Origin of the sequence: uncultured Desulfovibrio sp. (assembly GCF_944324525.1) — a bacterium.
In the GTDB taxonomy this organism is placed as follows: Bacteria; Desulfobacterota; Desulfovibrionia; order Desulfovibrionales; family Desulfovibrionaceae; genus Desulfovibrio.
This window is the reverse complement of sequence record NZ_CALUWS010000001.1, coordinates 96,849-120,707: the sequence shown is the minus strand read 5'-3', so window position 1 is coordinate 120,707 and position 23,859 is coordinate 96,849. Positions and strand designations below refer to the sequence as shown.

The 23,859-nt window shown below is 66.0% G+C and carries 18 protein-coding genes and 1 tRNA gene; 11 read left to right on the top strand and 8 right to left on the bottom strand.

The genetic code is table 11. From position 1 onward, the window contains the following. Positions 1-14: 14 nt before the first annotated feature. From Q0K12_RS00515 to Q0K12_RS00505, 3 genes are read left to right on the top strand one after another with little or no spacing between them, the layout of a single operon-like run. Entirely contained in the window at positions 15-1,055 is a 1,041-nt protein-coding gene (locus tag Q0K12_RS00515; RefSeq protein ID WP_297259429.1) for an iron ABC transporter permease, read from the top strand. After that, a complete protein-coding gene (locus Q0K12_RS00510) occupies positions 1,055-1,927 on the top strand; it encodes an ABC transporter ATP-binding protein (protein ID WP_297259428.1) in 873 nt (290 codons plus the stop codon). The genes Q0K12_RS00515 and Q0K12_RS00510 overlap by 1 nt, the downstream gene beginning before the upstream one ends. Continuing rightward, positions 1,836-2,792, top strand: coding sequence for a helical backbone metal receptor (locus Q0K12_RS00505; RefSeq protein ID WP_297259426.1), 957 nt, complete (start codon positions 1,836-1,838; stop codon positions 2,790-2,792). Before Q0K12_RS00510 ends, Q0K12_RS00505 begins: the two co-directional genes overlap by 92 nt. 736 nt (positions 2,793-3,528) lie before the next feature. Here Q0K12_RS00505 and Q0K12_RS00500 read toward each other — a convergent pair. From Q0K12_RS00500 to Q0K12_RS00470, 7 genes are all read right to left on the bottom strand, one after another. Continuing rightward, positions 3,529-4,068 (bottom strand): hypothetical protein, encoded by a 540-nt coding sequence (locus tag Q0K12_RS00500; RefSeq protein WP_297259424.1) that lies wholly within the window; start codon positions 4,066-4,068, stop codon positions 3,529-3,531. A gap of 16 nt (positions 4,069-4,084) precedes the next feature. Further along, positions 4,085-4,366 (bottom strand): hypothetical protein, encoded by a 282-nt coding sequence (locus Q0K12_RS00495; RefSeq protein WP_297259423.1) that lies wholly within the window; start codon positions 4,364-4,366, stop codon positions 4,085-4,087. Between the two features lie 235 nt (positions 4,367-4,601). Then, on the bottom strand, positions 4,602-5,699 hold the full coding sequence (locus Q0K12_RS00490; protein ID WP_297259422.1) for a nitronate monooxygenase: 1,098 nt from the start codon (positions 5,697-5,699) through the stop codon (positions 4,602-4,604). A 339-nt stretch (positions 5,700-6,038) separates the two neighbouring features. Continuing rightward, positions 6,039-9,071: a PD-(D/E)XK nuclease family protein gene (locus Q0K12_RS00485; RefSeq protein WP_297259420.1), complete on the bottom strand. Its 3,033-nt coding sequence runs from the start codon at positions 9,069-9,071 to the stop codon at positions 6,039-6,041. Between the two features lie 2 nt (positions 9,072-9,073). Beyond that, positions 9,074-12,367, bottom strand: coding sequence for a UvrD-helicase domain-containing protein (locus tag Q0K12_RS00480; RefSeq protein ID WP_297259419.1), 3,294 nt, complete (start codon positions 12,365-12,367; stop codon positions 9,074-9,076). A gap of 12 nt (positions 12,368-12,379) precedes the next feature. Beyond that, positions 12,380-13,708 carry an ATP-dependent 6-phosphofructokinase gene (locus Q0K12_RS00475; RefSeq protein ID WP_297259532.1) on the bottom strand — a complete coding sequence of 443 codons (1,329 nt, stop codon included), beginning with the start codon at positions 13,706-13,708 and terminating at the stop codon, positions 12,380-12,382. Positions 13,709-13,847: 139 nt separating this feature from the next. Beyond that, a complete protein-coding gene (locus tag Q0K12_RS00470; protein ID WP_297259417.1) occupies positions 13,848-14,405 on the bottom strand; it encodes an HDIG domain-containing metalloprotein in 558 nt (185 codons plus the stop codon). Between the two features lie 149 nt (positions 14,406-14,554). Here Q0K12_RS00470 and ricT point away from each other — a divergent pair, with 149 nt between their 5' ends. Both ricT and metG read left to right on the top strand, forming a co-directional pair. Further along, entirely contained in the window at positions 14,555-15,667 is a 1,113-nt protein-coding gene (gene ricT, locus Q0K12_RS00465; protein WP_297259415.1) for a regulatory iron-sulfur-containing complex subunit RicT, read from the top strand. Positions 15,668-15,678: 11 nt separating this feature from the next. Further along, positions 15,679-17,655, top strand: a complete 1,977-nt coding sequence (metG, locus tag Q0K12_RS00460; protein ID WP_297259412.1) for a methionine--tRNA ligase — start codon at positions 15,679-15,681, stop codon at positions 17,653-17,655. A gap of 57 nt (positions 17,656-17,712) precedes the next feature. Here metG and Q0K12_RS00455 read toward each other — a convergent pair whose 3' ends face one another. Then, positions 17,713-17,928 (bottom strand): hypothetical protein, encoded by a 216-nt coding sequence (locus Q0K12_RS00455; RefSeq protein ID WP_297259410.1) that lies wholly within the window; start codon positions 17,926-17,928, stop codon positions 17,713-17,715. A gap of 161 nt (positions 17,929-18,089) precedes the next feature. Between Q0K12_RS00455 and Q0K12_RS00450 the strand changes: the two genes are divergently transcribed. The 6 genes from Q0K12_RS00450 (at position 18,090) to Q0K12_RS00425 (ending at position 23,580) form a co-directional block, all read left to right on the top strand. Beyond that, positions 18,090-18,887, top strand: coding sequence for an undecaprenyl-diphosphate phosphatase (locus tag Q0K12_RS00450; RefSeq protein ID WP_297259408.1), 798 nt, complete (start codon positions 18,090-18,092; stop codon positions 18,885-18,887). A 94-nt stretch (positions 18,888-18,981) separates the two neighbouring features. Further along, positions 18,982-19,058, top strand: a tRNA-Met gene (locus tag Q0K12_RS00445). A gap of 93 nt (positions 19,059-19,151) precedes the next feature. Further along, complete coding sequence (gene mtgA, locus Q0K12_RS00440) at positions 19,152-20,042, top strand: monofunctional biosynthetic peptidoglycan transglycosylase (RefSeq protein ID WP_297259406.1); 891 nt, start codon at positions 19,152-19,154, stop codon at positions 20,040-20,042. Positions 20,043-20,214: 172 nt separating this feature from the next. Next, positions 20,215-21,684, top strand: a complete 1,470-nt coding sequence (locus Q0K12_RS00435) for a 30S ribosomal protein S1 (RefSeq protein WP_297259405.1) — start codon at positions 20,215-20,217, stop codon at positions 21,682-21,684. Between the two features lie 12 nt (positions 21,685-21,696). Beyond that, positions 21,697-23,130 carry a DegQ family serine endoprotease gene (locus Q0K12_RS00430; RefSeq protein WP_297259403.1) on the top strand — a complete coding sequence of 478 codons (1,434 nt, stop codon included), beginning with the start codon at positions 21,697-21,699 and terminating at the stop codon, positions 23,128-23,130. 156 nt (positions 23,131-23,286) lie between these two features. After that, the gene (locus Q0K12_RS00425; protein WP_297259402.1) at positions 23,287-23,580 is read left to right on the top strand and encodes a hypothetical protein; all 294 of its coding nucleotides are present in this window, start codon (positions 23,287-23,289) and stop codon (positions 23,578-23,580) included. Positions 23,581-23,859 lie beyond the last annotated feature (279 nt).

Sequence of the window (23,859 nt, the reverse complement as noted above, 5' to 3'; positions counted from 1 at the left end):
CGGAGCGGATACGCATGTCCTGTCCTCGCATCCTGTCCCCCGCCGGTCTGCTTGCCGGCATCGTCCTGTTCTGGCTGGCGTCAGTCCCGTTGTCCTGCCTCGGCGGGCCGGTCTCGCTGACGCTGCCCGAGATCTGGTCCGTCTTTGCCGGGATGGCCGGTTTCGGGGAAAGCGCCGTGGATCCCGTGGCCCGCTCGGTCATCAGCGAGATACGGCTTTCCCGCGCCGTGCTGGCCCTGCTGTGCGGCGGCACGCTGGCCGTAGCCGGCGTGGCCCTGCAGGGCGTGCTGCGCAATCCGCTGGCCGACCCCTTCACCCTCGGCATCTCCTCCGGGGCGGCCTGCGGCGCGAGCATCGCCATCGCTCTGGGCGGTTCGCTGGGCCTGACCGTCCGGCTGGGCGCCAACGGCATGAGCCTCATTTCCCTGTGCGCCCTCCTGGGCGCGCTGCTGGCGCTGGCCGGCACGCTCTGGCTGGGCAGGGGAGACGGCGGGTTCCGGCGGGAGACCGTCATCCTGGCCGGCATCGCCATGTCGGCCTTTCTGGGGGCGCTGGTGGCCCTCATCAAGGCCCTCAACGAGGAATCCGTCACCAGCATCGTCTTCTGGATCATGGGCAGCCTGCAGGGGCGCGGCTGGCAGGCCCTGCCGCTGCTGCTGCTGACGCTGCTCCCGGGGCTGCTGGCCGTGGCGCTGCACTGGCGGGCGCTGGACGTGCTGGCGCTGGGCGACGAACAGGCCGCGCAGGTGGGCCTGCATGTCGGACGGGCCCGCTTCTGGCTGCTGGCCGGCGCAAGCTGCATGACGGCGGGTTGCGTTGCCGTGACGGGCGTTATAGGCTTTGTGGGCCTTGTGGTGCCGCATCTCTTGCGTCTGCGGCTGGGCGTGCGCCATGCGCCCCTGCTGATCGGCGCGTTTTTTGGCGGCGGGATCCTCCTGCTGTGGGCGGATGTGCTGGCGCGCGGCATCCTGGACGGCGGACGAGAGCTGCCGGTGGGCGTCGTCACCTCCCTTTTGGGCGGGCCGTTCTTCGGAATCATGCTGCGGAGGCGCTGATGCTGTGCTGTGAACACATCCGCGCAGGCTATCCCGGCCGGGAAGTGCTGCGCGACGTCAGTCTGACGGTGGCCCCCGGCGAGAGCGTGGCCCTGCTCGGGCACAACGGCAGCGGCAAGACCACGCTGCTGCGCGTGCTGGCCGGGCAGCTTGCCCCGGATGCCGGACGCGTCCTCCTGGAGGGCAGGGAACCCGCGGCCCTTTCTCCCCGCGAACGCGCCCGCAGGATAGCCGTGGTGCCCCAGCGCGCGGAATTCTTCCCGTCCCAGATCGTCCGGGACATGGTGCTGCTGGGCCGCTATGCCCATCTTGGCTGGTGGGGCGTCTACGCCGCCCATGACTACGAGGCGGCCGATCAGGCCCTGGCCAGCGCGGGCGCGCGGGAGCTGGCCCAACGCCGCATGGGCGAGCTCTCCGGCGGCGAGGTGCAGCGGGTGATGCTGGCCCGTGCGCTGGCGCAGGAAAGCCGCCTGCTGCTGCTGGACGAACTGGCGGCCGCCCTTGACTGGGCCAGAGTAGTGGAACTTTTCGACCTGCTGGAGCAGCGCCGCCGGGCCGGCATGGCCATCGTCATGGCCGTGCACGACTGCAGCCTGGCCGCCCAGTACGCCACCCGCCTTGTGGGGCTCAAACAGGGCCGCGTGCTTTTTGACGGCCCGCCGGAGACGGTTTTTACGGAGGAAAATCTCGGTGCCCTTTACGATCTCTCCCTCTGCGTTTTTGCCCATCCGCGCAACGGCCTGCCGCAGGCGCTTCCCGCCTGCCCGCACGGCCCGCACCATGCGGATCGCGAGACTCTGCCGGATCCCCATCCTTTGCCTGGGGCTGCTGACGGCCGTCTGCTGTCTGCCGGGGACGCCCCGCGCGGATGACGTTGCCGGGACGGTCCCCATCAAGAGCAGCATCACCCTCAGCACCCAGGACGGGAAGGGCCTGCCCATCCCCGCACGCCGGGTCATCTCCCTTTACGGCTCCTTCAACGAGATCCTGCTGGCGCTGGATGCACGGGATGTCATCGTGGCCCGCACCGCCGCCGACGAGCATCTGCCGGAACTGGCCGGACTCCCGGCCATCGGCACCCACATGCAGCCCAATGCCGAGCTCATCGTGGCCCAGAAGCCGGACGTCATCCTGCAGATGAAGGGACGCCGGGAAACAGGGAGCCAGACGGAGCACCTGCGGGAACTGGGGATCCCCGTCCTGACCTTTGAACTCAACTCCCTTGAAGATCTGTACGCGGTCACCCTGACCCTCGGCCGCCTCGTGGGCCGCGAGGTGGAGGCCGCCAATCTGGTCGGCCAGTGGCGTCGGCGTCTGGCCGCCCTGCGCAACAGCTACGCCACGGAGCCCGCGGTGCGCGTCTTCTTCGAGGCGGGTTCCCCCAATCTGCTGGCGGCCGGCAAGGGAAACATCGTCAATGATCTCATCAATGCCGCCGGGGGCATCAATGTGGTGGACTCCCCCCGCAAGCTGGTCCGTCTCAATGAGGAGGCCGTCATAGCCGCCGATCCGGATGCCTACATCTATCAGGTCGGCCCCATGAACCCCACGCCGCAGCCCGTGGCCGAACGGCCGCATTACCGGGAGCTGCGCGCCGTGCGGGAGGGTCGCATCCTTGAAGTGAAGGAAGAACTCTTTTCCCGGCCCGGCCCGCGCTCCATCGACGCGGCGGAAATGCTCGGGCACTGGCTGCATGCCCGCCCCGGCGCGGCGCAAGACACACGGCAGGCGGATTGATCGCCGTCATGACGCAAAGGAACAGGGGAGCCCGGAACGCGTATCGTCCGGGCTCCCCTGTTTTTTGAGAGCGTTTGTCATAGAGCAATTCCACATTGCAAATGTGGAATTGCTCTGGTAGTCGCGAGAGCGACTACCCGCAAGCGAACACACGGAAAAACCACGCTTTTTCCGTAGTGTGAGGGCAGCGTCAGCATTGAAATTGAATACAATTTCAATGCGAATCCGCTCTAAAAAGGCAACGCGCGAGGCGTGCGGCACAACGCCGTCCGGCCCGAAACGAGCGGAGATACCGCGTTTTTTTCCCGAAAAACGACAGGCCGTAAGCTTTGCATCGCAAAGCGTCTCAAACGGAAAATGCTCTCCGTACCGCCGCTACCGGCCGTGAAGGCTCCTTCCCGCCTGGAAAAGGTGAAGTATCCCTTGAAGAGCAGGGCTGTCCGCGCCCCGACAACCACGGCGGGGTCCGCCAGGGCCTGTTGACGCTATTTGCTGTTTGTTGGGGGAAGGGGAAGCCCTCGCTCTGCTGTCGATGCCTGTTTGGGGGGAAGGGGAACCCCGCGCCTAGCGCGGGCGGGGTTCCCCTTCCCCCCAAGCCCCCCATCCCTTCCCCAGCGCGCTTTTATCGGGGGAGGAGTCAGGGACACGAGGCAAGACCGCCACAAAAGGCAAGCTGAACGCGTTCAGCTATTTTCTTATACTTTGAAATTATTTGTAAAATTTGTGGCAACAGGCTCTACTGCAGACGCGGCAGCGTCCCCGCTTCGGCCATCTGTCCGGCCTGACGCTCAAGCTCGGCCCTGATCTGCCCATGCACGCGGCTTTGCGCCTCCAGCAGATCGGCCAGCGGTTCCAGCCCCTCAAGGGCGCGCATGGCCGTGAAGGCGGACTCCCAGATGTCCTGGAAGCCTTCGGCGATACGGGTATCCCTGTCCGCTGCGGCGGCGTCCGTCGTGCGCAGCAGCTCGGCAAGGGCGGCCGTATAGCGCAGAAGGATGTCATGCACCGGCTGCCAGTGGCTTTCCAACACCGCACGCTCCTTCTGGAGCTTTTCGCACCAGAGGAAATCCAGACGGAACTGGAATTCGCGCCAGGCGTCGTTTTCCGCCTCTTCACGCGCATGCGGCGTGCTTTCCAGAAAATGGATGAAGCTGTGCGCGAGCTCCTCGGAATAAAACCAGCCGACGGTGGTGAACCCCAGCAGGGTGGGCACGCTGGCGGACCAGCGGGTACGCCCGTCGGCCGTTGTCGTTCGCTTGCAGAAAAAGACCATCATTCCCCAAACCTCCCGTTCATTGCTGTTGCCGGGACACGGCCGCCGGCCCAGACGCGGCGGACGCAGCGGGCGCGGGCTGCGACACGGCCGGATCGTCCGGGAGCCGGCCGCCGGGCTGCGGCACCACCACATGCGCCAGCACGAGCCCGGCCAGACCTACGCCCAGCCAGAGCAGCACGCCCTTGAGGCGTGTCTTGCGGCGGAAAAATATCGCCCCTCTGGGGCTGATCAGGCTCATGAGCATCATGACGGGACTCAAGGCCATGAGCATGGCGGACAACAGTTCAAGACGTTCCATGACAGCTCCTTCTGATCGCCTTCAGTGGACAGCCCCGGGGGCCTTCTTCCCGGAAAAAAGGGGGCAGGGCGCGCGACGCCGGAAGCCCCTTTGTGGGCCGCATCCGTCCCTGCGCCCCATTCCGGCCGCCGCCTGTGCGGACGGGCAAGGTAAAAAAGGAGGCGGCCGGCCGGCCGCCCTCCCATCAAGACGGCGGACATCCCGCCCCCTTGCGCCGTGCGTGCGGCAAAACGCCTCAGGCCTGCACGGCTTCGTATTCGCGCTGCAGGGAATCCATCAATTCCCTGACGGAAATGATCTCCTTCACGCGGGAAACATTGGCCCCGCAGAAGGCAAAACCCCGCTCCAGATTGCCCTTCATGGCGTTGATGAGGGCGGAGGCGATGCAGTAGGGGGTCTTTTCCTGCTCGCAGGTGCTCACACAATGAAAGACGCACTTGAAGGGTTTTTTGCGCCCTTCACGTGCCGCTTCAATAAAGGCATTGTTCAGGGCCCGGCCCGGCATGCCCACAGGGCTCTTGATGATGGTCACATCCGCATCCGTGGCCGCAAGATAGCTTTCCTTGAAACGCTGATCGGCATCGCACTCATGGGTGGCCACGAAACGCGTGCCCATCTGCACGCCGGAAGCGCCCAGATGCAGGAACTTGTCGATATCGGCCCCGTTGTAGATGCCGCCGGCCGCAATGACCGGGATGGCCTTGCCGCACTTGTCCTCGAAGGGCTTGACCGCATCCACCACCTCGGGGATGAGCTTTTCCAGGGCAAAGGCCGGATCGTCCAGCTCCTCGGCCTTGAAGCCCAGATGCCCGCCGGCCCTGGGGCCTTCCACCACCACGGCGTCAGGCACATAGTCGAAGCGGCTCAGCCATTTTTTGGCGATGACCGTCGCCGCGCGGGCGGAAGAGACGATGGGCACGAGCTTGGTCTTGAATTCCTGCTTCTTTTCTTCGCAGAGTTCCCGCAGCTGACGGGGCATGTCCAGCGGCAGGCCCGCGCCGGAAAAGATGACGTCGGCACGGTTCTCGATGGCGGTACGCACCATCTGGGTGAAGGTGGTCAGCGCCACCATGATGTTGACGCCGATGATGCCCTGCGTTTTTTCCCGGGCGAGCTGCAGCTCCTGCCGCAAGGCACGCAGATTGGCTTCAATGGGATTTTTGGCCACATCCGGCTCGCGCATGCCGATCATGGCCCCGGCGATGACGCCGATACCGCCTTCATTGGCCACGGCGGACGCCAGACCGGAAAGAGAAATGCCAACGCCCATGCCGCCCTGCACGATGGGACGGCGGGCGCAGAGTTCGCCAATTTTCAAAGGGGGAAAAGGCACGGTGAACAACCTCCGCGGGCGCATGGAAAGGGAGGCCATGTCTTCCCCCGTCACATACGGGAGGCGTCATGGCCAGAGCAGAACAATTTTAAGGAAAAACAGGCCAAAACACAAGGGTAGCGCACACATCGACACATCGTCCCGATGACGGCGCGACGGAAAGGACGGAAGAACGCCGGGCTGTTGCGTGTCGCGCCCCCGGCGGGCTTTCCCGCCTCGCCGCATGCGCTTCCGGGGCCTGCCGCCGTATGCGGCCGCACAATATCTTACAAAAAAAACCTCCCCACCGGGCGGGAGCATCCGGGACTATCCGGCATCATCCGTCCCGATCAGGCCCGATCAGGCCCGGCAGGCTCCCCGGTAGGGGCAGCGGCCGCAGCGCCCCGTCACGGGCCGGAAGGCGGCGCAATGCTCCATATGCCAGACCACCAGGCCGAGCAGCTCGCGGCAGCGGTGCAGGGCCAAGGCATAGTCCTCGCCGTCCCACGGGCCGCTGAACAGGGGGTGTTCCTCTCCCTTCTCGTAGAGCTCCACGAGACAGGCGTTCTCCACCCGTTCCTCCGGCCGCATCCCGGCCAGCAGGGCGACATAGCAGGGCAGTTGCAGACTGCGCAGGCGCTCCCGCACCGTCGCGAGCAGCGGCAGGGCATCGTCCGCATCCGCCGTCCCGGCTTCCGCCGCGCCGCGGAAGTCTTCCAGCTCCCGCCAGAAATCTTCCTCGTTCCAGAGCAGCGTGTCCGGCCCGTGGACGCGGCCTGTCTTGTAGTCCACGAGATGGAGCGTCCCTTCCCGCCGGTCGATGCGGTCCGCCTGCCCACGGAAGGAAAACTCGCGTCCTTCCCAGAGCGGCAGCCGGGTATCCAGCACTTCCTCCAGGCCGACGATGGTCGTTTCCGGCTGGGCGTCCAGATACTTCCGCAACCGGTACGGTGCGGACAGCTCCAGCATGATGCGGCTCTCCGGCGGCAGGGCGTTCTCTCCACCCAGTTCGGCAAGGGCCTGCGCCAGCAGCCCATCCAGATCCGCCTGCCGGAAAGACGCCGCGTCCACGCGTTTTCCCATATGCGGCCTGTACAGCTGCTCGAGCACACGATGGATGACCTTGCCGACCAGCGCATGGTCGTCGCCCTCATTGACTTCCTCCGCCTCATGCAGGCGGCAGAGGTAGTGCCAGACAAAACGCTTGGGACAGCCGAGGTAGGCATCCAGCGCCGTGGGCGAAAGACGGCCGGACAAGAAGCGCCGCATGGCCTCCCGCAGGGCGGGGGAATGGTCGATCTCGCGCGGTTGCGCCGTGGAGGGCCGCGCCGCGCAGGAGGGCGTACGCAAAGGCTCTTCGCCGGGCGCGAGCAGGCGGCCGCGCCGCCGCTCCTCCTGCCAGATGAGCTGCTCCACGAAGCGGCTGCGGCTTTTGCGGGCATCGAGGAGAGCGGAGCGGGCGATGCCCTCCTGCCAGTAGAAGAAGACCTTGCGCGCCCCGGCGCACAGCCGGAACAGGGTATGCGCCGCCGCCCGCTCGCGCCGCCGCGCATCGGGCAGCCCCAGCTCCAGGCGCAGGCTGTCCGGCAGCAGGGGATCCTGCGCCGCGCTGCCGGGCAGGCTCTCGTCCGTGGCGTCCAGGATGTGCAGATGATCGAAATGCAGCAGGCGGGTCTCCAGCATGCCCAGCACCTGCAGACCGGTCAGGGGGACCGCCTCGAAGGGGATGCGCTCCTGCTGCATGATCTGCCGGGCGAACTGGAAGAGTTGCCGCGCCGTGAACGGCTCCCGGCTCAGGGCATTGTGCCGCAAAACGGGCAGGCAATGCTCCCGCAGACGGTACATGGCCTCGGCGTCCAGCGGATAATGCGGCCAGATGTGCCCGCCGCGCTCCTGCAGGCAGGTACACAGAGCCTCCAGCGCATCGGCCAGCTCCGCGCAGGTCCGTACGGCGGCAAAGGCCTCAAAGAGGATATGCGTCAGTTCGCGCAGGGCGCGGGCCTCCCGCGGCGCGAGCACAGCTTCCACCGGGGAAAGGGCCTCGTCGAGCGTGAGGCTGCGGCTGCCCTGGCGGATGGCTTCGGCCAGCAGGGCCAGCGGTTCCCGCAGGGAGGCGCGCTCCGCGTCCGGCACTGGCGCGGACGCCACAACGTCCTCCTGCTGGAGCATGGCCAGATAGGGATGGCGCAGACATTCCAGCAGGCTCCGCCAGTAATAGCGGCCGTCCGCGCCGCGCTCCTCCTGCGTGCGGAAAAGGCTTTCCAGCAGGCGAAAAAGTGGCGACCGCTCCAGCGGATAGCCCATGGAGATGTTGACGTCCTTGCGGGGCAGATGATGCAGCACCGGCAAGAGCAGCCCGTTATGCGTCAGCACCACGGCCGTGGACGGCCCGGCAGGCTCCTGGCCCGCGGCCCAGTGGATGGCCCCGGCATCCTCGCCGTCCGCATCCTCCAGCCGGGCGACGTCCGCCGTGGCGGGCTCCGCCTCCGGCAACAGGGCCTCACGCAGGGCGGCCAGCTGGGAATGCACGTCATAGCCGGCAAAAAAATGGAATTCCGGCCCTGCCGGCTCCGCCGCATCCGCCGCATCCGCGAGTATGGCCCGCGCCTGCCAGCTGCGCAGCCAGCGGGCATGCTCCTCGCAGGCCCAGTGCGCTTTGCCGCCCAGCGCCAGCGCCGCGTCCGTGTGCAGGCAGACGTCCGTTCCGGCTTCCCAGAGACGGCGGAGCAAGGTGTCCTCGGTGGGCGTCAGCAGGGCAAAGCCCGCCAGCAGCACCGGCCGGTCAGGCCGGGCGCGCAGGCTCTCCGGCACGTCTTCGCCAAGACGGGCCGTCTCGCAGGCGTCAAAGCCCGGCGTCGTCCAGCCTCGTTCCCGCAGCAGACGGGCATAGGCCTCCTGGATGCGGCCCAGCGCGGCGAGCAGGGCGGCCGCGGGCGGCGCCACTTCCCCTTCCATGTGGGCGATGTCGGCGGCCGTCACGCCGTACCCGAAAAGCTCGTCCAGCACGCCGGCCAGCCGCATGCCCCAGGGCAGGAACTCCTCCATCTCCATGCGGGAAAAACGCTCGGCAAGGCCGCTGTCCGTCCGGGAAAGGCCGGAGACGCACTCGCGCAGCAGCGCCACCTGATCCAGACTGTTGGCCGTGCGCACGGGCGGCTCGCCCGCCTGTTCCCGCCAGCGGCCCAGCAGCTCGGTAAAGGTCATGACCTTGGGCAGCAGGGTGGGCTTGCCGTCCAGAGCATAAAGATGCTGCAGATACCGCCAGGGGCGGTTGTGCGGCACCACCAGCAGGGCCCGTCCGGGACAGCCCTCCGTACGGCGGGCGATGTGCTCCTTGAGCGCGGGCAGGAAGGGCTTGCGCCAGTCAAAGACGGAAAAGGGCGTTCCGGCCATGTCTACACCTCATGACGGCAGGGGAAGACCTGCGACAGATCCGCCTGCGCTTCCGTGACGTCCGACAGTTCCACCCGCCGGAAAGACCGCTCATCCAGGTAGACGAGCAGCCCCGTGGCCGGGAGATCCGCCGGCAGGCAGCTCAGGTAGCCGCGCAGCTGCGCCACATGCCCCGCTTCCGGCCTGCCGCTCTTGAATTCCAGCACCAGATGACGCCGCCGGCCCGGAACGATCAGATCCGCCCGGCCGGCCCGCAGGCCGTCGCGTCCGGGCACGAGCAATCCCTGCTCCGCATGCCCCCGGCCCAGCCAGTCCATGAGCAGGGGCTGCCCCGCCACCCAGCCGAGGGCGGTCAGGATGCCCCGGCGCAGCTCTTCATCCTCCGGCACGGCCCGGGGAAAGGTCTCCCGGCCGCGCCGCCAGGCCGCTTCCGCCCGGCATGCGGCGCTCTCGCCCGCCGCCGCGGCAAGATGTTCCAGACAATGGTGCAGGAATTCCCCCCTGTCCTGCGGACGGAAGGCCGTCCCCAGCGGGTTGCGGAAGATCTTGAGCGTGGGCAGCCACTGCATGGGCCGCCACGGCGGATCCCCGCCGTCGTCCGCGCCCGCGCGGGAGCCGCCGTCTTCCGTCAGGGGGGAGGGCGCTTCATCGGGAGCGGGCGTCCCCGCATCGTCCACGGCATCCGCCGCCGTCTGTGCCGGGAGCTCTCCTTCCGCGTAGGGGACGGCGAAACCGGCCAGTTCCCAGAGCCGGTTCAGACCGGCCGTGACGCTGCCGCGCGTCGAGGAGGAAAGCGGCGTGCGGATGACGTGCAGCTCCTCGCAGGCACGGGTAAAGGCCACATAGAGCTGATTGAGGCGCTCCACGCCCTGACGGACGAATTCGCGGTAATACGGCTCGCCCATCCTGGCCCGCGCCCGGCAAACCACGCGCACCCCGCCCACGCTCACGGGCAGCATCTTGTCCACCAGAAGGGACATGCCGGTACCGGGCAGAATGACCACCGGGGCCTGCAGGCCCTTGGACTTGTGAATGGTCATGACGCGCACGGCGTCCAGATTTTCCGGCGCGGGCACCTTCTCTTCCTGTCCCTTCTGATCCCAGTGATACAGAAAGGCCGCCGGAGAGGCCAGGCCGTTCTCCTCGGCGGAGGAAAGCACCTCCATGAAGCAGCGCAGGAAGACCGCCGCGTCAGGGAAACGCTCGCGCGCCCGGAGCCGTTCGCACCATTCCATGAGGGTGTCGTAAGGGGTCATGAGACCGGCCCGCCCGAGGAAGGGCGCCAGGAAATAGTCCCAGATATCCGGGCGGAACTCCCGGAAGGCCTGCCAGAGCGGACGCTGCCTGCGGGCATGGGCGGCCCGCCAGTCGTGCAGGGCCTGCGGTTCGAGGCTGAAGGCGGGATGCCCGGCCAGCAGCTCGCCGTGCAGCACGGTCCACAGGGCCACATCGTCCTCCGGCCGGTCCAGAAAGCGCAAAAAGGCCACCAGCTGCAGGATGAGCGGATGCTCCGCCAGCAGGAGGCTGTTCTCCGTGATGACGGGGACGCCGTCCTCCATGAGCAGCTCGGCATAATCGTGGGCCAGTTCGTTGGTGGTCACCAGCACGAGCAGATCCGACCAGGGGCGGCGCGCGCCCGTTTCCCGCACAAGGCGCAGCAGGCTTTCCCCCACGGCCTGCCTGCCTTCGGCGGCATGGGCGATCGTCTCCGCCTCCGCCGCATCGTACACCCGCACGCAGCCGCCCGGGGCGGACGGCTCCGGCAGACGCTGCACGGCATCGGCATACGCGCCCGCCACGGCGGCCGCGCCTTCTTCCAGCAGATCGGCGGGAACGCTCCTGCCCAGGATGGCCGTCAGCACCTCCCGCGCCGTCTCGCGGTCGGCCAGACGGGAGAACAGGCGGTTATTGTGCTCCACGATGACCTGACGGCTGCGCCGGTTGCAGGGCAGGGATTCCTGACGGCAGCCCTCGGCCATGCCCAGCAGCTCCGCATCCCGCGCCAGTTCGTCGAACAGGCGGGTATCGCCGCCGCGCCAGCCGTAGATGGCCTGCTTGACGTCGCCCACCCAGGTCAGGGTGCCGCCCTGGGCAAGGGCTTCTCCCACCAGCGGATGCATGGCCTGCCACTGCTGGCGGCTGGTGTCCTGGAACTCGTCGAGCATGAAATGCCGCAGGCGGCTGCCCAGACGGCAGAGGGCCTCCGGCACGCCGAACTCCCCGGACAGCGCCTCACGGGCCTTGAGCGGGATGAGCACCGCCGGTATGTTGCCGTCCCGGCGGCTGTCGGCGGCAAAGTCCTCGCAGAGCAGACGGGCAAGCCGGACGGTCTCGGCGGATTTGCGCGCCTCCTCCAGCACGGTCAGATGACGGATGGCCTCATGGGCCGTCCGCCAGAGCGTTTCCCAGGCTTCCGTCAGCGAAGCGGGACGGGCGCTGCCCTTATTGAGGATCTCCTTGCCCGGCTCGGTGAAGTAGGTACTCGTCATAAAGCCCGCATCCCCGGCCGCGACCTTCTCGCAGGCCTTCTTCGCATGGAGATTGAGCTTGATGCCGCTGCCCCGGCCTTCCTCAAGGAAGGCCTCGGCCGCCGTACGGCAGGCCGTCCAGATGCGCCCTTCCTCCTCGTCGATGGCCGCCGGCGGGCTGAGCCGGGCAAAAGTGCCGTCCAGAAAGCCGTCCCAGAGGGAGCGCAGTTCCTCCACAAGGTGAGCGCCCGCCACAAAGCCCTTCCTGTCCCCCTGGAAGATCAGGCCGGCGTACACGGAGCGCAGCATGGCCAGCTTGTCCGCATCCCCGTGCCAGGCCTCGTCTATGAGCCTGTCCAGCCGGGGTTGCATGGCCTCGCTGCTGGCAAAGACGGGCTGGAAGTCCGGCGGCAGGCCGAGGTCCAGCGCCGCGGCCCGCACGATGCGATGCAGCAGGCTGTCGATGGTGCGGATGTTGAGCGAGGAAAGATCGCGGAGGATGACCTCCAGCCAGCGGGCGGCCGCATGCGGCTGCAGGGGGATGTCCTGTGCCGTGTTGCCCAGGGCCACGCTTTTCAGCTCCCTGATGACGCGGTCGCGCATCTCCGTGGCCGCGGCATTGGTGAAGGTGATGGCGAGGATTTCCCCCCAGTGCGCGGGGCCGTCATGGCGCACCAGACAGGCCCCGCCCGCCCCGGCGGCATTTGCCTCGCACTGGGCCAGCCGGTTCAGGAAAAGGCGCGTCAGGGTATAGGTCTTCCCCGATCCGGCGGAGGCCTTGATCTGCAGCATGCGCCGGGGAGAACGCAGAGCGGCGGCGATATCCATCCGCGCTCCGCCCTATGCCTGCTCCGGCGGCAGCATGCCGGCAAGCATGCCCTGACCGGTGGACTCCAGCACGGCCCGCCAGAGATCGGAAGCGATGTTGAGCTTGCGGCGCTTGGCCGTCACCAGCGGCAGCGGCAGATGCACGAACTTGTCCTGCAGGCGGCCCACCACCATCTCCGTGCGTCCGGCCAGGGCGGCATGGACGGCGTACTGGCCCAGGAAGCCGCAGTACACCTTGTCGTTGGGGGTGGCGGGCACGGAACGGATGATGTAGCTGGGGTCGATGAACTTGAGCGTATGCGGCACCTGACGCTCCCCGAGGTAGCGCCGGATCTCCCGCTGCAGCAGGGTGGCGACGTCCCCCAGCACGGGATTGCCCGAAATGTCCGTTTCGCCGCGCAGATCCAGCAGATGCTGGCCCGCGCCCTCGGCCACCACGATGACGGCATGATGCCGCGCCGCCAGCCGCCGCTCCAGCGCGGGCAGCAGGCCGCCTTCGCCCTCCAGCCGGAAGGGGGCTTCCGGCACGAGCACGAAATTCACTTCCTTGAGCGCCAGCGCCGCGCGCGCCGCGATGAAGCCCGACTCGCGCCCCATGAGCTTGACGAGGCCCACGCCGTTATGCACGCCGCAGGCTTCGGTATGGGCGCACTGTATGGCTTCCGTGGCCTTGGCCACGGCGGTCTCGAAGCCGAAGGACTGGGCGATGAAATTGATGTCGTTGTCGATGGTCTTGGGGATGCCGATGACGGAAAGCTTGAGGTTGCGCGCCGAGACCTCGGTGGCGATGGCCTGAGCCGCCTTCATGGAGCCGTCGCCGCCGATGACGAAGAGGATGTTCACATTGTTGCGCTCCAGCATGTCCACGATCTCTTCCGGGGACTGCGGCCCGCGCGAGGTGCCCAGGATGGTCCCCCCGAAGCGGTGGATGTCGCTCACGCGCTGCGGCGTCAGTTCGGCCACCGCATGCCCGTACCGGGAAATGAAGCCTTCCAGACCGTAGCGGATGCCGAGGACGGACGGCACGTCGTAGGCATGGTAGGCCTCCAGGACGATGGAACGGATGACGTCGTTGAGTCCCGGACAGAGCCCGCCGCAAGTGACGATGGCGCACTTGGCCCGGCGGGGATCGAAATAGAGCTTGCGCCGCGGCCCGGCCGCCTCGAAGCAGAGACAGACCGGATCGTCGAAGTCGTCGCAGAGCTCCCTGTCCACATAGATGGGGATGCGCCGGTCGTCGGCCCAGGCCCGGAAGGGCAGGGGAGAGTCCAGCTTGGCAGGGCCGAGCAGCCGGATGTCGGTCGCTATGCCGTTATACTCCCTGTGACAGACGGACAGCATGGGCTGTGACGCGTCGTCCATGTGCTGCTGCGACATGTTTTCCTCTCCTTGTTCATTGCTTTTGTGGGGGAAGGGGAACCCCTTCCCCCAAAACAGACAGCGAATACTGAAAATGTTCTCTGGAGAGAAGCTGTACGCCCTATGCGGCCGGCTGCGCGGCGTCATGCTCCGCCTTCATGGCGGCGATGACCAGCGTGAGGAAGGCGTCCAGCTCCAGGCCGATCTTTTCGCATTCCCGGATATTGTCCCGGTTGACGTTGGCGGCAAAGGCCTTGTCCTTCATTTTCTTCTTGATGCTCTTGCTCTCCATGCCCTCGTAGCCCGTGGGCCGCATGAGGGCCGCGGCGCCGACCAGACCGGTGACGGTCTCCGCGCAGCGCAAGGCATAGTCCAGCCGGCTTTGCGGCATGACGCCCGTCATCTCGCCGTTATGCGCCCGGATGGCCACGATGGCCTCCTCCGGCAGCTTGCCCGCCAGCAGCTCGCCGGCCGCAAGCCCGTGCCGCTGCGGCTCCTGCATGGTGGCCGGATAGTCCACGTCATGCAGCAGGCCCGTCAGCGCCCAGAGCTGTTCATCCTCGCCAAAGTGGCGGGCCAGGGCGGCCATGACCGCCGCCGACGCCGTGCTGTGCTGCAAAAGGCCGCCTTCCACACCATTTTCCGCCAGCAGGGCCAGCGCTTCCTTATGGGATATCATGCGTGCATACCTCGTCAAAGAAAAGTGTCTTAGCCTATGTCAGGCCGGCACGCTTGGCAAGGGAGGAGCGTCCCGTGTTGACAGCGCAGGGAATATGTCGGAAAAGCACTGTTTGTCGTTATGATTTCTTCACGAGGTTCCGTATCGTCATGCCCCTTTATGGCCTGAAATTCCGTACGCTCGGCCAGACGAGCTACCATTCCGGCCCGGATGCGCTGCGCCCCGGCGACCAGGTGATCATCGCCGCCGAGCAGGGCGAGGCCCTGGCCGAAGTCGTCTCCGGGCCGCATGAGAGCCTGCCCGCGCCCTACGCCGACGCCGCGCAGGACATCCTGCGTCCGGCCACGGACGAGGACAGGGAACGCGCCCGCAGCAACGCCGTCCTGGCGCAGGAGGCCGCCGCCTTCTGCCGCCAGTGCATCCGGCAACGCCGGCTGGACATGAAACTTGTGGAAGTGGAAGTCTACTTTGACCGCAGCAAGTTCATCTTTTACTTCACCGCCCCGGCGCGCATCGACTTCAGGGAGCTGGTGAAGGATCTGGTGCGCGAATACCGCGCCCGCATCGAACTGCGCCAGATCGGCGTGCGCCACGAGACGCAGATGGTGGGCGCGGTGGGCAACTGCGGCATGGTCTGCTGCTGCCGCCGCTACCTGCGCAAGTTCGCGCCGGTGACCATCCGCATGGCCAAGGAACAGAACCTTTTCCTCAATCCGGCCAAGATCTCGGGCATCTGCGGACGCCTCCTGTGCTGCCTTGCCTACGAGCAGGAGAACTACGACCGCTTCCATCGCAACTGTCCCCGCCTGGGCAAGAAATACCAGACCACGCAGGGCAGCATGAAGGTCCTGCGGGCCAACATGTTCCGCAACTCCCTGTCCGTGCTCAACGAGAACAACGAAGAACTTGAACTGACGCTTGAAGAATGGCAGGCCCTTGAACCGCACCGCCCCGAGGCGCCGCAGCAACAGGCAGGACAGGGCAAGGCGCAGGCCAGGCCGTCGGCCTCTCCCGCCACGGACGGCATGCTCATCGTTTCCGCCACGCCGGACACCATCGATGACGATCTGTCCCGCTTCCATGACCTGCTGCCGGAGGCGGAAGGCGATCCGGACACGTTGCCGGACAATGCCGCGGGGCAGGAAAGCGCCGCTGGCCAGACGGCGGGGCAGGGCGAAGGCGGCAAGACCCGCCGCAAGCGCCGCCGCAAACCGGCCGCCCGCGGCACGGATGACGGCGGCCCCTCTACCGAACAACCGTAAGGAGCGACCCGGTGTCCCACTTTTTCATCACCACGCCCATTTATTATGTCAATGCGCAGCCGCATCTCGGCCATGCCTATACCACCATCGTGGCGGATTGCCTTGCCCGCTTCCATCGCCTGAAGGGCGAGGACACCCTTTTCCTGACCGGCACGGACGAACACGGCGACAAGATCGTGCAGTCCGCCGAAAAGCAGGGCCAGAGCCCGCAGGAATTCGTGGACGGCATCAGCGGCCAGTTCCGCGCGCTCTGGCCGCGGCTCGGCATCGCCAACGACCGTTTCGTGCGCACCACGGACGCCGACCACAAGGCCCGCGTGCAGCGCTTCCTGCAGCAGGTCTACGATGCCGGGGACATCTATTTCGGGGAGTTCGGCGGCCATTACTGCTACGGCTGCGAACGCTTCTATACGGAAAAGGAGCTGGAGAACGGCCTTTGCCCGCAGCACCTCACCAAGCCGGAATTCATCAGCGAGAAGAACTATTTCTTCCGCATGTCCAAGTATCTCCCCTGGCTGAAGGAGCATATCCTTGCCAACCCCGACTTCATCCGGCCGGAACGCTACCGCAATGAAGTGCTGGGCATGCTGGAATCCGGCGCGCTGGAAGACCTGTGCATCTCCCGCCCCAAGAGCCGCCTGACCTGGGGCATCGAACTGCCCTTCGACACGGATTACGTCTGCTACGTCTGGTTCGATGCGCTGCTCAACTACATCAGCGCGCTGGGCTGGCCGGACGGCCCCGACTACGCGCGCTACTGGCCGGGAGAACATCTGGTGGCCAAGGACATCCTCAAGCCCCACGCCATCTTCTGGCCCACCATGCTCAAGGCCGCGGGCCTGCCCCTCTACCGGCACTTGAACGTCCACGGCTACTGGCTGGTGCGGGATACCAAGATGTCCAAGTCGTTGGGGAACGTCGTCGATCCGCTGGCCATGAGCCAGGAATTCGGTCTGGACGCCTTCCGCTATTTCCTCCTGCGGGAGATGCACTTCGGCTCCGACGCCAGTTTCAGCGAGGAGAGCATCGTCACCCGCATCAACGCCGATCTGGCCAATGATCTGGGCAACCTCTACAGCCGCGTGCTGTCCATGACCGCCAAATTCTGCGACGGCAAAACGCCCCCGTGCGGCAGCCTGAACGAAGATGACAAGGCCATCGCCGAGCTTTGCCTCACGGCCATGCAGAATTATGTGCAGCTCTTCGGCGTCGTCCAGTTCTCGCAGGCGCTGGAATCCCTCTGGGAGCTGGTGCGCGCCTGCAACAAGTATGTGGATTCGCAGGCTCCGTGGGCCCTGTCCAAGCAGGGCGATACCGAGCGCCTGAACACGGTGATGCACACCCTGCTCACGGCCATGCGCAAGGTGGCTCTCTGCCTCTGGCCGGTCATGCCGCAGTCGGCGGCGGCCATGCTGACCCAGCTCGGTCAGCCCGCCGGCGGCGAGACGGCCCCGGCCTGCGACCTGGAGCGGGAAATGGGCGAATTTGCCGGGCTGACGGCGGGCACGCCGCTGGCGGCCGCCTCCAACCTTTTCCCGCGCATCGACGCCGCGGCCCGGGCCAAGGCGGCCGAAGCCGCCGCCAAGGCCGAGAAGGAAAAGAGCAAGGCCGAAAAGGCCGCGCAAAAGGCCAAGCCCGCCCCCGCGCCCGCGGGACCGGCGGAAGAGATCACCTTTGAACAGTTCAAGGCGGCGGATCTGCGCGTGGGCACGGTGCGCGTCTGCGAGCGCCACCCCAATGCCGACCGCATCCTGCGCCTTGAGATCGACTTCGGAGAAGGGCAGCCGCGGCAGATCCTTTCCGGGCTGGCGGAATTCTTCGCGCCGGAGGAACTCGTGGGCAAGCAGGTGTGCGCCGTACTCAACCTGGCCCCCCGCAAGATCCGCGGCCTCATGTCCCACGGCATGGTACTCACGGCGGAACAGGACGGCAGGCTCGTCCTCCTGCAGCCCGGCGGCAACATGCCCGACGGCAGCCGGATAGGGTAGATGACGGCGGGGCGGGGCGCGGCGGCGCGTCCTGCCCTTTGCCGCTCCCGCCGTCCGTCAGTCGCGCTCAGGAAGCGGCGCGGCGGAGCTCTCCCCGGCCTGCGTGGCGAAAAGCCGTTCCAGCGCCTGCTGATCAAGGGGAGAGAGATTGAAACGCATGGCGGCATCGTCCAGCAGGGCATACAGCCCGGCCCGACCCTTTTCCGCCAGCCCGGCAGCCACATAGGCCGCCGCACGGCGCACCAGCTCGCTTTGCGGCATGATCGTCGTCATGGGGAACCTCCTTCGTGCGGCCCGCTCCGCCGGCACTGCGCGGACAGGCGTTCCGCCATTTCCTGCTGACCCGGATCGCCCGGAAGAGCCCGGGCATCCCTATCAACCATTAGCCAAAGTCGTGCCCCTTGGCAATGCGGAAGGGCGCACACGGGGAAATCATGGACAACCTTTTTGTGGCCCTCATCCTCAGCATTGTGGAAGGACTCACGGAATATCTGCCCGTCTCCTCCTCGGGCCATCTCATCCTGGCCAGCGATCTGCTCAACTTCGTGGGCGAGAAGGCCGCGACCTTCAATGTGGTCATCCAGCTCGGCGCCATCATGGCCGTCGTGGTGCTGTACTGGGAGCGCTTCTGGGGCCTGCTGCGCCCGCAGCCCTATGTGCGTTTTGCCGGCATGCGCGGCATCGTCCTGCTTGTCCTGACCTGCCTCCCGGCCTGCATCGTGGGACTGCTCCTGCACTCCACCATCAAGAAACATCTGTTCACGCCCACCACGGTGCTGCTGGCGCTGGTGGCCGGGGCCATCATGATGATCGTGGTGGAGCGGCGCAAGTACCGCCCCTCCTGCGTGACCCTGGACGAGATGACGCCCCGGCTCGCGCTGGGCATCGGGCTCTTCCAGTGTCTTTCGCTCTGGCCGGGCTTCTCGCGTTCGGCGTCCACCATCATGGGCGGCATGCTCCTTGGCGCCAAGCGCAACGTGGCCGCGGAATATTCCTTCATCGCCGCCGTGCCCATCATGATCGCCGCCACAGGCTACGACATGCTCAAGAGCTGGCACCTCTTCACCGCGGCGGACATTCCCTTCTTTGCCGTGGGCATGGTGGGGGCCTTCCTTTCCGCGCTGCTGGCCATCAAGGCCTTTGTGGCGCTGGTCGGACGCATCACCCTGATCCCCTTCGCCATCTACCGGCTCGTGCTGGCGCCTTTCGTCTTTTATTTCATGGAGTACTGACCCGTTCAAAAAAAAATTTGGTCTGACATGAAAAAAATGCTTGCCATCAGGCGGAAGTTTGTCTAAGTTTCTCTTCGCGCTTGATGGAAAACACGGCAAGGTAGCTCAGTTGGTCAGAGCATGCGGTTCATACCCGCAGTGTCGGGGGTTCAAATCCCTCCCTTGCTACCAGAATCCAGGACGTCCGGGAGCTTTCCTCCCGGACGTTTTTCTTTTTGCGCCGGACGGCCTGTCCGTAACACCACCATGCTGAAACCTCCCTCCATGCCGACACGCCCCCGGCACGCTGCCGCCCCAGCCCCGGGCACCAGACCGGCCACCAAACCGTTCGTCAGACCGTCCGCCGGTTCGTCCGTCAGCCCGGCTCTTCAGCCTGCCGGGAAAAAGACGGATGCCGTCCGGCCCGCCGTGCCGCCTTCCACGCCGGACACGCCGCCGGGCTGGCGGGAATGCCTGCGCCGCTATGCCGCGCACCTGCGCCGGCACCCTGTGCGCAGCCTGCTGCGCTGGGCCGTGTTTCTGCTCTTTCTGGACATTTTCCGTTACGCCGTCCTGCCGCCGGTCATCCCGCTCATGGCCTGCGACCCCGGGGAAACGTCCATGATGACCCTGCGCCGCGAAGCCTTTGTCGCGGCCCACCCCGGCAAGACCTGGCGTCCACGGCAGCGCTGGGTGCCGCTGAAACGCATCTCCCCGTGGTTGCGGCAGGCTGTCGTCGCGTCGGAGGATGACCGCTTCCGCCTCCATCATGGCTTTGACTTTGAACTGCTCTGGCAGGCGGCCCTGCGCAATTGGGAAAAGGGCAGGCTGGCGGCCGGCGGCAGCACCATCACCCAGCAGCTGGCCAAAAATCTCTGGTTCTCGCCCGAGCGCTCCCTGCTGCGCAAGATCAAGGAAGCCATCATGACGGCACGGCTGGAGCTCTGGCTCGACAAGGACCGGATCCTGGAGCTCTATCTGAATGTGGTGGAGTGGGGGCAGGGCATCTTTGGCGCGGAGGCCGCCGCCCGGCACTATTTCGGCAAGTCGGCCGCCGCCCTGACCAAGCGGGAGGCCGCGCAGCTGGCGGTCATGCTGCCCGCGCCGCTCAAGCGTTCGCCGCGCTCGCCGCTGGTGCAGCGCCTGTCCTCCCGCCTCATGCGCCGCATGTACTGACGCCGCATGTACTGACGCGGGTTCCAGGCGACGACTGTCCAAAAATCATACGGCGTCCAGTTTTTGCACAGGGGAGGGCGGCCGGAGGCCGCGCCTCTTGATTGTCTTCTGTGCCGTAATGGGGTAGAGTGCTCCCCTCATGTCTGAGACCACACCTTTCAAGGAGTAATACATGACCGAGGAATTGCAGACCCAGCAGGGCCACGACGACGCCCAGGAAGATTTCGCCACCCTTTTCGCCGCGCAGGAGGCCGCCGCGCCCCGCCTGCAGACAGGCCAGAAGGTGACGGGAAAGATCATTGAAATCAATGGCGATTCCGTCTTTGTCGATGTGGGCATCAAGGTGGACGGCGTCATGGATCGCAAGGACATTCTCGATGCCGAAGGCAAGGAAATGGCAGCCCCCGGCGACAGCATCGACGTCTGGGTCGTGGGCGTCAATCCCCACGAGATCCGCCTGTCCCGCTCCATGAGCGGCAGCGGCATGGCCGCCCTGGAAGAAGCCTGCCAGTCCGGCGTCCCGGTGGACGGTCGCGTCGTGGCCTCCTGCAAGGGCGGCTACACCGTGGAAGTGCTCGGCAAGACCGCCTTCTGCCCCGGCAGCCAGATGGATGCCGCCGCCACGGGCGACGCCGAGTCCGTCGTGGGCCGCACCATGCAGTTCGTGGTGCTGCGCGTGGAAAATCGCGGCCGCAACATCGTGGTGTCCCGTCGGGCGCTGCTGGAGCGCGAACGGCAGGACAACCTGGAAAAGCTGCTGGCCAGCATCAAGGTGGGCGATACCGTCGAGGGCCGCATCACGCGCCTTGCCCCCTTCGGCGCCTTCATGGAACTGGCTCCGGCAGTGGAAGGCATGATCCATCTTTCCGAACTTTCGTGGTCGCGCGTGGGCGCCGCCGACGAAGCCGTCTCCCCGGGCGATATGGTGCGGGCCAAGCTGCTGTCCGTGAGCACGGACGACAAGGGACGCACCCGCATCTCCCTTTCCCGCAAGCAGGCTGAGGGCGATCCCTGGGCTCAGGTGACCGACCGTCTGGCTGTGGGCAGCGTCATGGAAGGCAAGGTGACCCGCCTTGCGCCCTTCGGCGCCTTTGTGGAACTGCTGCCCGGCGTGGAAGGCCTCGTGCACCTTTCCGAAATGTCCTGGACCAAGCGCGTGAACAAGGCCGAGGACGTGGTGGCCGCCGGGGATACGGTGTCCGTGAAGATCAAGGAGATCAATCCCGAGACCCGCCGCATCTCCCTGAGCATGCGTGACGCCGAAGGCGACCCGTGGCAGGAGGCCGCCAGCCGCTTTGCCGTGGGCACGGTGGTGGAAGGCACGGTGGAGAGCCAGAGCAAGTTCGGCGTCTTCGTGACGCTGGCTCCGGGCATCACGGGTCTGCTCCCGGCCGGCGTCATCAAGAGCGCCAAGAAGAGCGAATTCACCAGCCTCGACAAGGGCGACAGCGTCAAGCTGGTCGTTCAAAATCTGGACACCGCCGCCCGCCGCATCAGCCTGGCCCCCGAAGGGGTGGAAGTGGCGGAAAAGACCCGCGATACGGACTGGAAGCAGCATGCCAGCGCGGGTTCCGCCGGTCAGAGCGCAGGAATGGGGATCATGGCACAGGCTTTGCAGAAGGCTCTGCAAAAGAAAGCCTAAGGAGCTTCCCCTATGAGAATGAGAAAACCCCTTGCTCTGGCGCTCGCCGCACTGTTCATGATGGGCAGTCTGGCGCAGGCCGCCACGCTGCCTGACTTCACCACGCTGGCCGCCAAGTGCGGCCCGGCGGTGGTCAATATCGGTACGGAGCGTACCGCGCAGGCGGGCGGGCCCGAAGAATTCTTCGGCGAGATGTTCCGCAACATGCCCCCCGGCTTCGGTCAGTTCTTCGACCAGTTCGGCATGGGCCCGCGCGGCGGACAGCGTGCCCCGCAAAAAAAGCAGAAGTCCCTCGGTTCGGGCTTCATCATCTCGGCTGACGGCTACATCGTCACCAACAACCATGTGGTGGCCGACGCCGACGTGATCCATGTGACCCTTGACGAAAGCAACGGCAAGTCCACGCCGCTTGTGGCCAAGCTCATCGGCGCCGACGAGGAGACCGACCTTGCCCTGCTCAAGGTGGAAGCCAAGAAGGAACTGCCCTTCCTCAAGTTCGGCAATTCCGACGCGCTCAAGGTGGGCGAGTGGCTCATGGCCATCGGCAATCCCTTCGGCCTTGACCACACGGTGACCTCCGGCATCCTGTCCGCCAAGGGCCGCAATATCCGTTCCGGGCCGTTCGACAACTTCCTGCAGACGGACTGTTCCATCAACCCCGGCAACTCCGGGGGCCCGCTGCTGAACATGGACGGCGACGTGGTCGGCATCAATACCGCCATCATCGCCAGCGGGCAGGGGATCGGCTTTGCCATCCCCAGCAACATGGCCGCCAATATCATCGAGCAGATCAAGAGCGGCAAGAAGGTCAGCCGCGGCTGGATCGGCGTGACCATCCAGGATGTGGACGAAGCCATGGCCAAGGCCATCGGCATGGATACGCCCCGCGGGGCGCTGGTGGCCAGCACCCTGGAAGGCGAGCCCGCCGACAAGGCCGGCATCGAGGACGGCGACGTCATCGTCAGCGTGGACGGCGAGAACATCGCCGACTCTTCCGCCCTGCTGCGCGCCATTGCCGCCAAGAAGCCCGGAAGCATCGTCAAGCTGGGCATCTGGCGCGGCGGCAAGGAGCAGGTGATGGACGTCACCCTTGGCGAACGTCAGAGCGCCCAGAGCGCCGCTGCCCCCGGCAAGGACGGCAAGAAGCAGGACGAAGGCCTGCTGGGCCTTACGGTACGGGCGCTCAAGGCTGAGGAACGTCAGGAGATGGATCTTTCCGACAAGGAAGGCATCCTTGTGCTGGATGTCAATCCCGACAAGGCCGCTGCCGAGGCCGATATCCGCCCCGGCGACATCATCCTGCGCGCTGACCGCAAGCCGGTGAACACGCCCGAGGCGCTCTCCAAGATCGTCAAGGAAGTGGGCGTGCAGCGCGGCGCCATCATGCTGCAGGTCATGCGGCGCGGCGATACGCTCTTCAAGGCGCTCACCATCGAAAAGAAGTAAGCCAAAAGCCCTTTCGGCAACAAAAAAGGAGGCGCAAGCCTCCTTTTTTGTTGCCCGGCAAAAACAGGGTTGTAACACGCTCCAAAGTCCTGTATCTGAAAAGCAGGAACGCAGGCTTCTTTTCAGATCCCGAGAAAGACACCTCAAGGAGATCTCATGGCTACCACATCCTCCGGCCGGCCCATGCATCCCACGTTCGACGCGGCGCATGAAGCCTTTGTCCAGGAATATCTTGCGCTCTACCACAATTTTCCGAAATATATGGAAGATCTTGTTCTCGGCTTTGGCTGGGGAGAAGGCAAAGACGGTCAGCGCTGGTTCATCATTTCCGCCGATCCCAAGGACTTGCAGCATCTTACCTATCCCGAGCTCATGAACTGGGATCATGAGAGCTTCCGCGATCTCCCCGAGCTCATCCAGCATGCCCGCCTTGAACATATCGTGGAGTAAGGCCCGCACACGACATCTTCAAGAAACGCCCTGACGGCGGACGGACTGCTCCGGCCGGAAGCTGCGCGCCCCTGCATGCGCCGAGAGCAACCAACTCCCGGCCTCCTGCTTTTTTTTGCCCCGAAACTTTTCCCGAGCGTGCGATCCGTTTGCTCGGACACTGCGGGCGAGGCTGCTTTCCCGCATGCGCGGGCGCTGGAGACGGCTGCCGGCGCCTGAGCGGGGAGGCCAGCGGTTGCGTCCGGCAAAAGGGCAGGCTATACTGACGGATGACGCCAA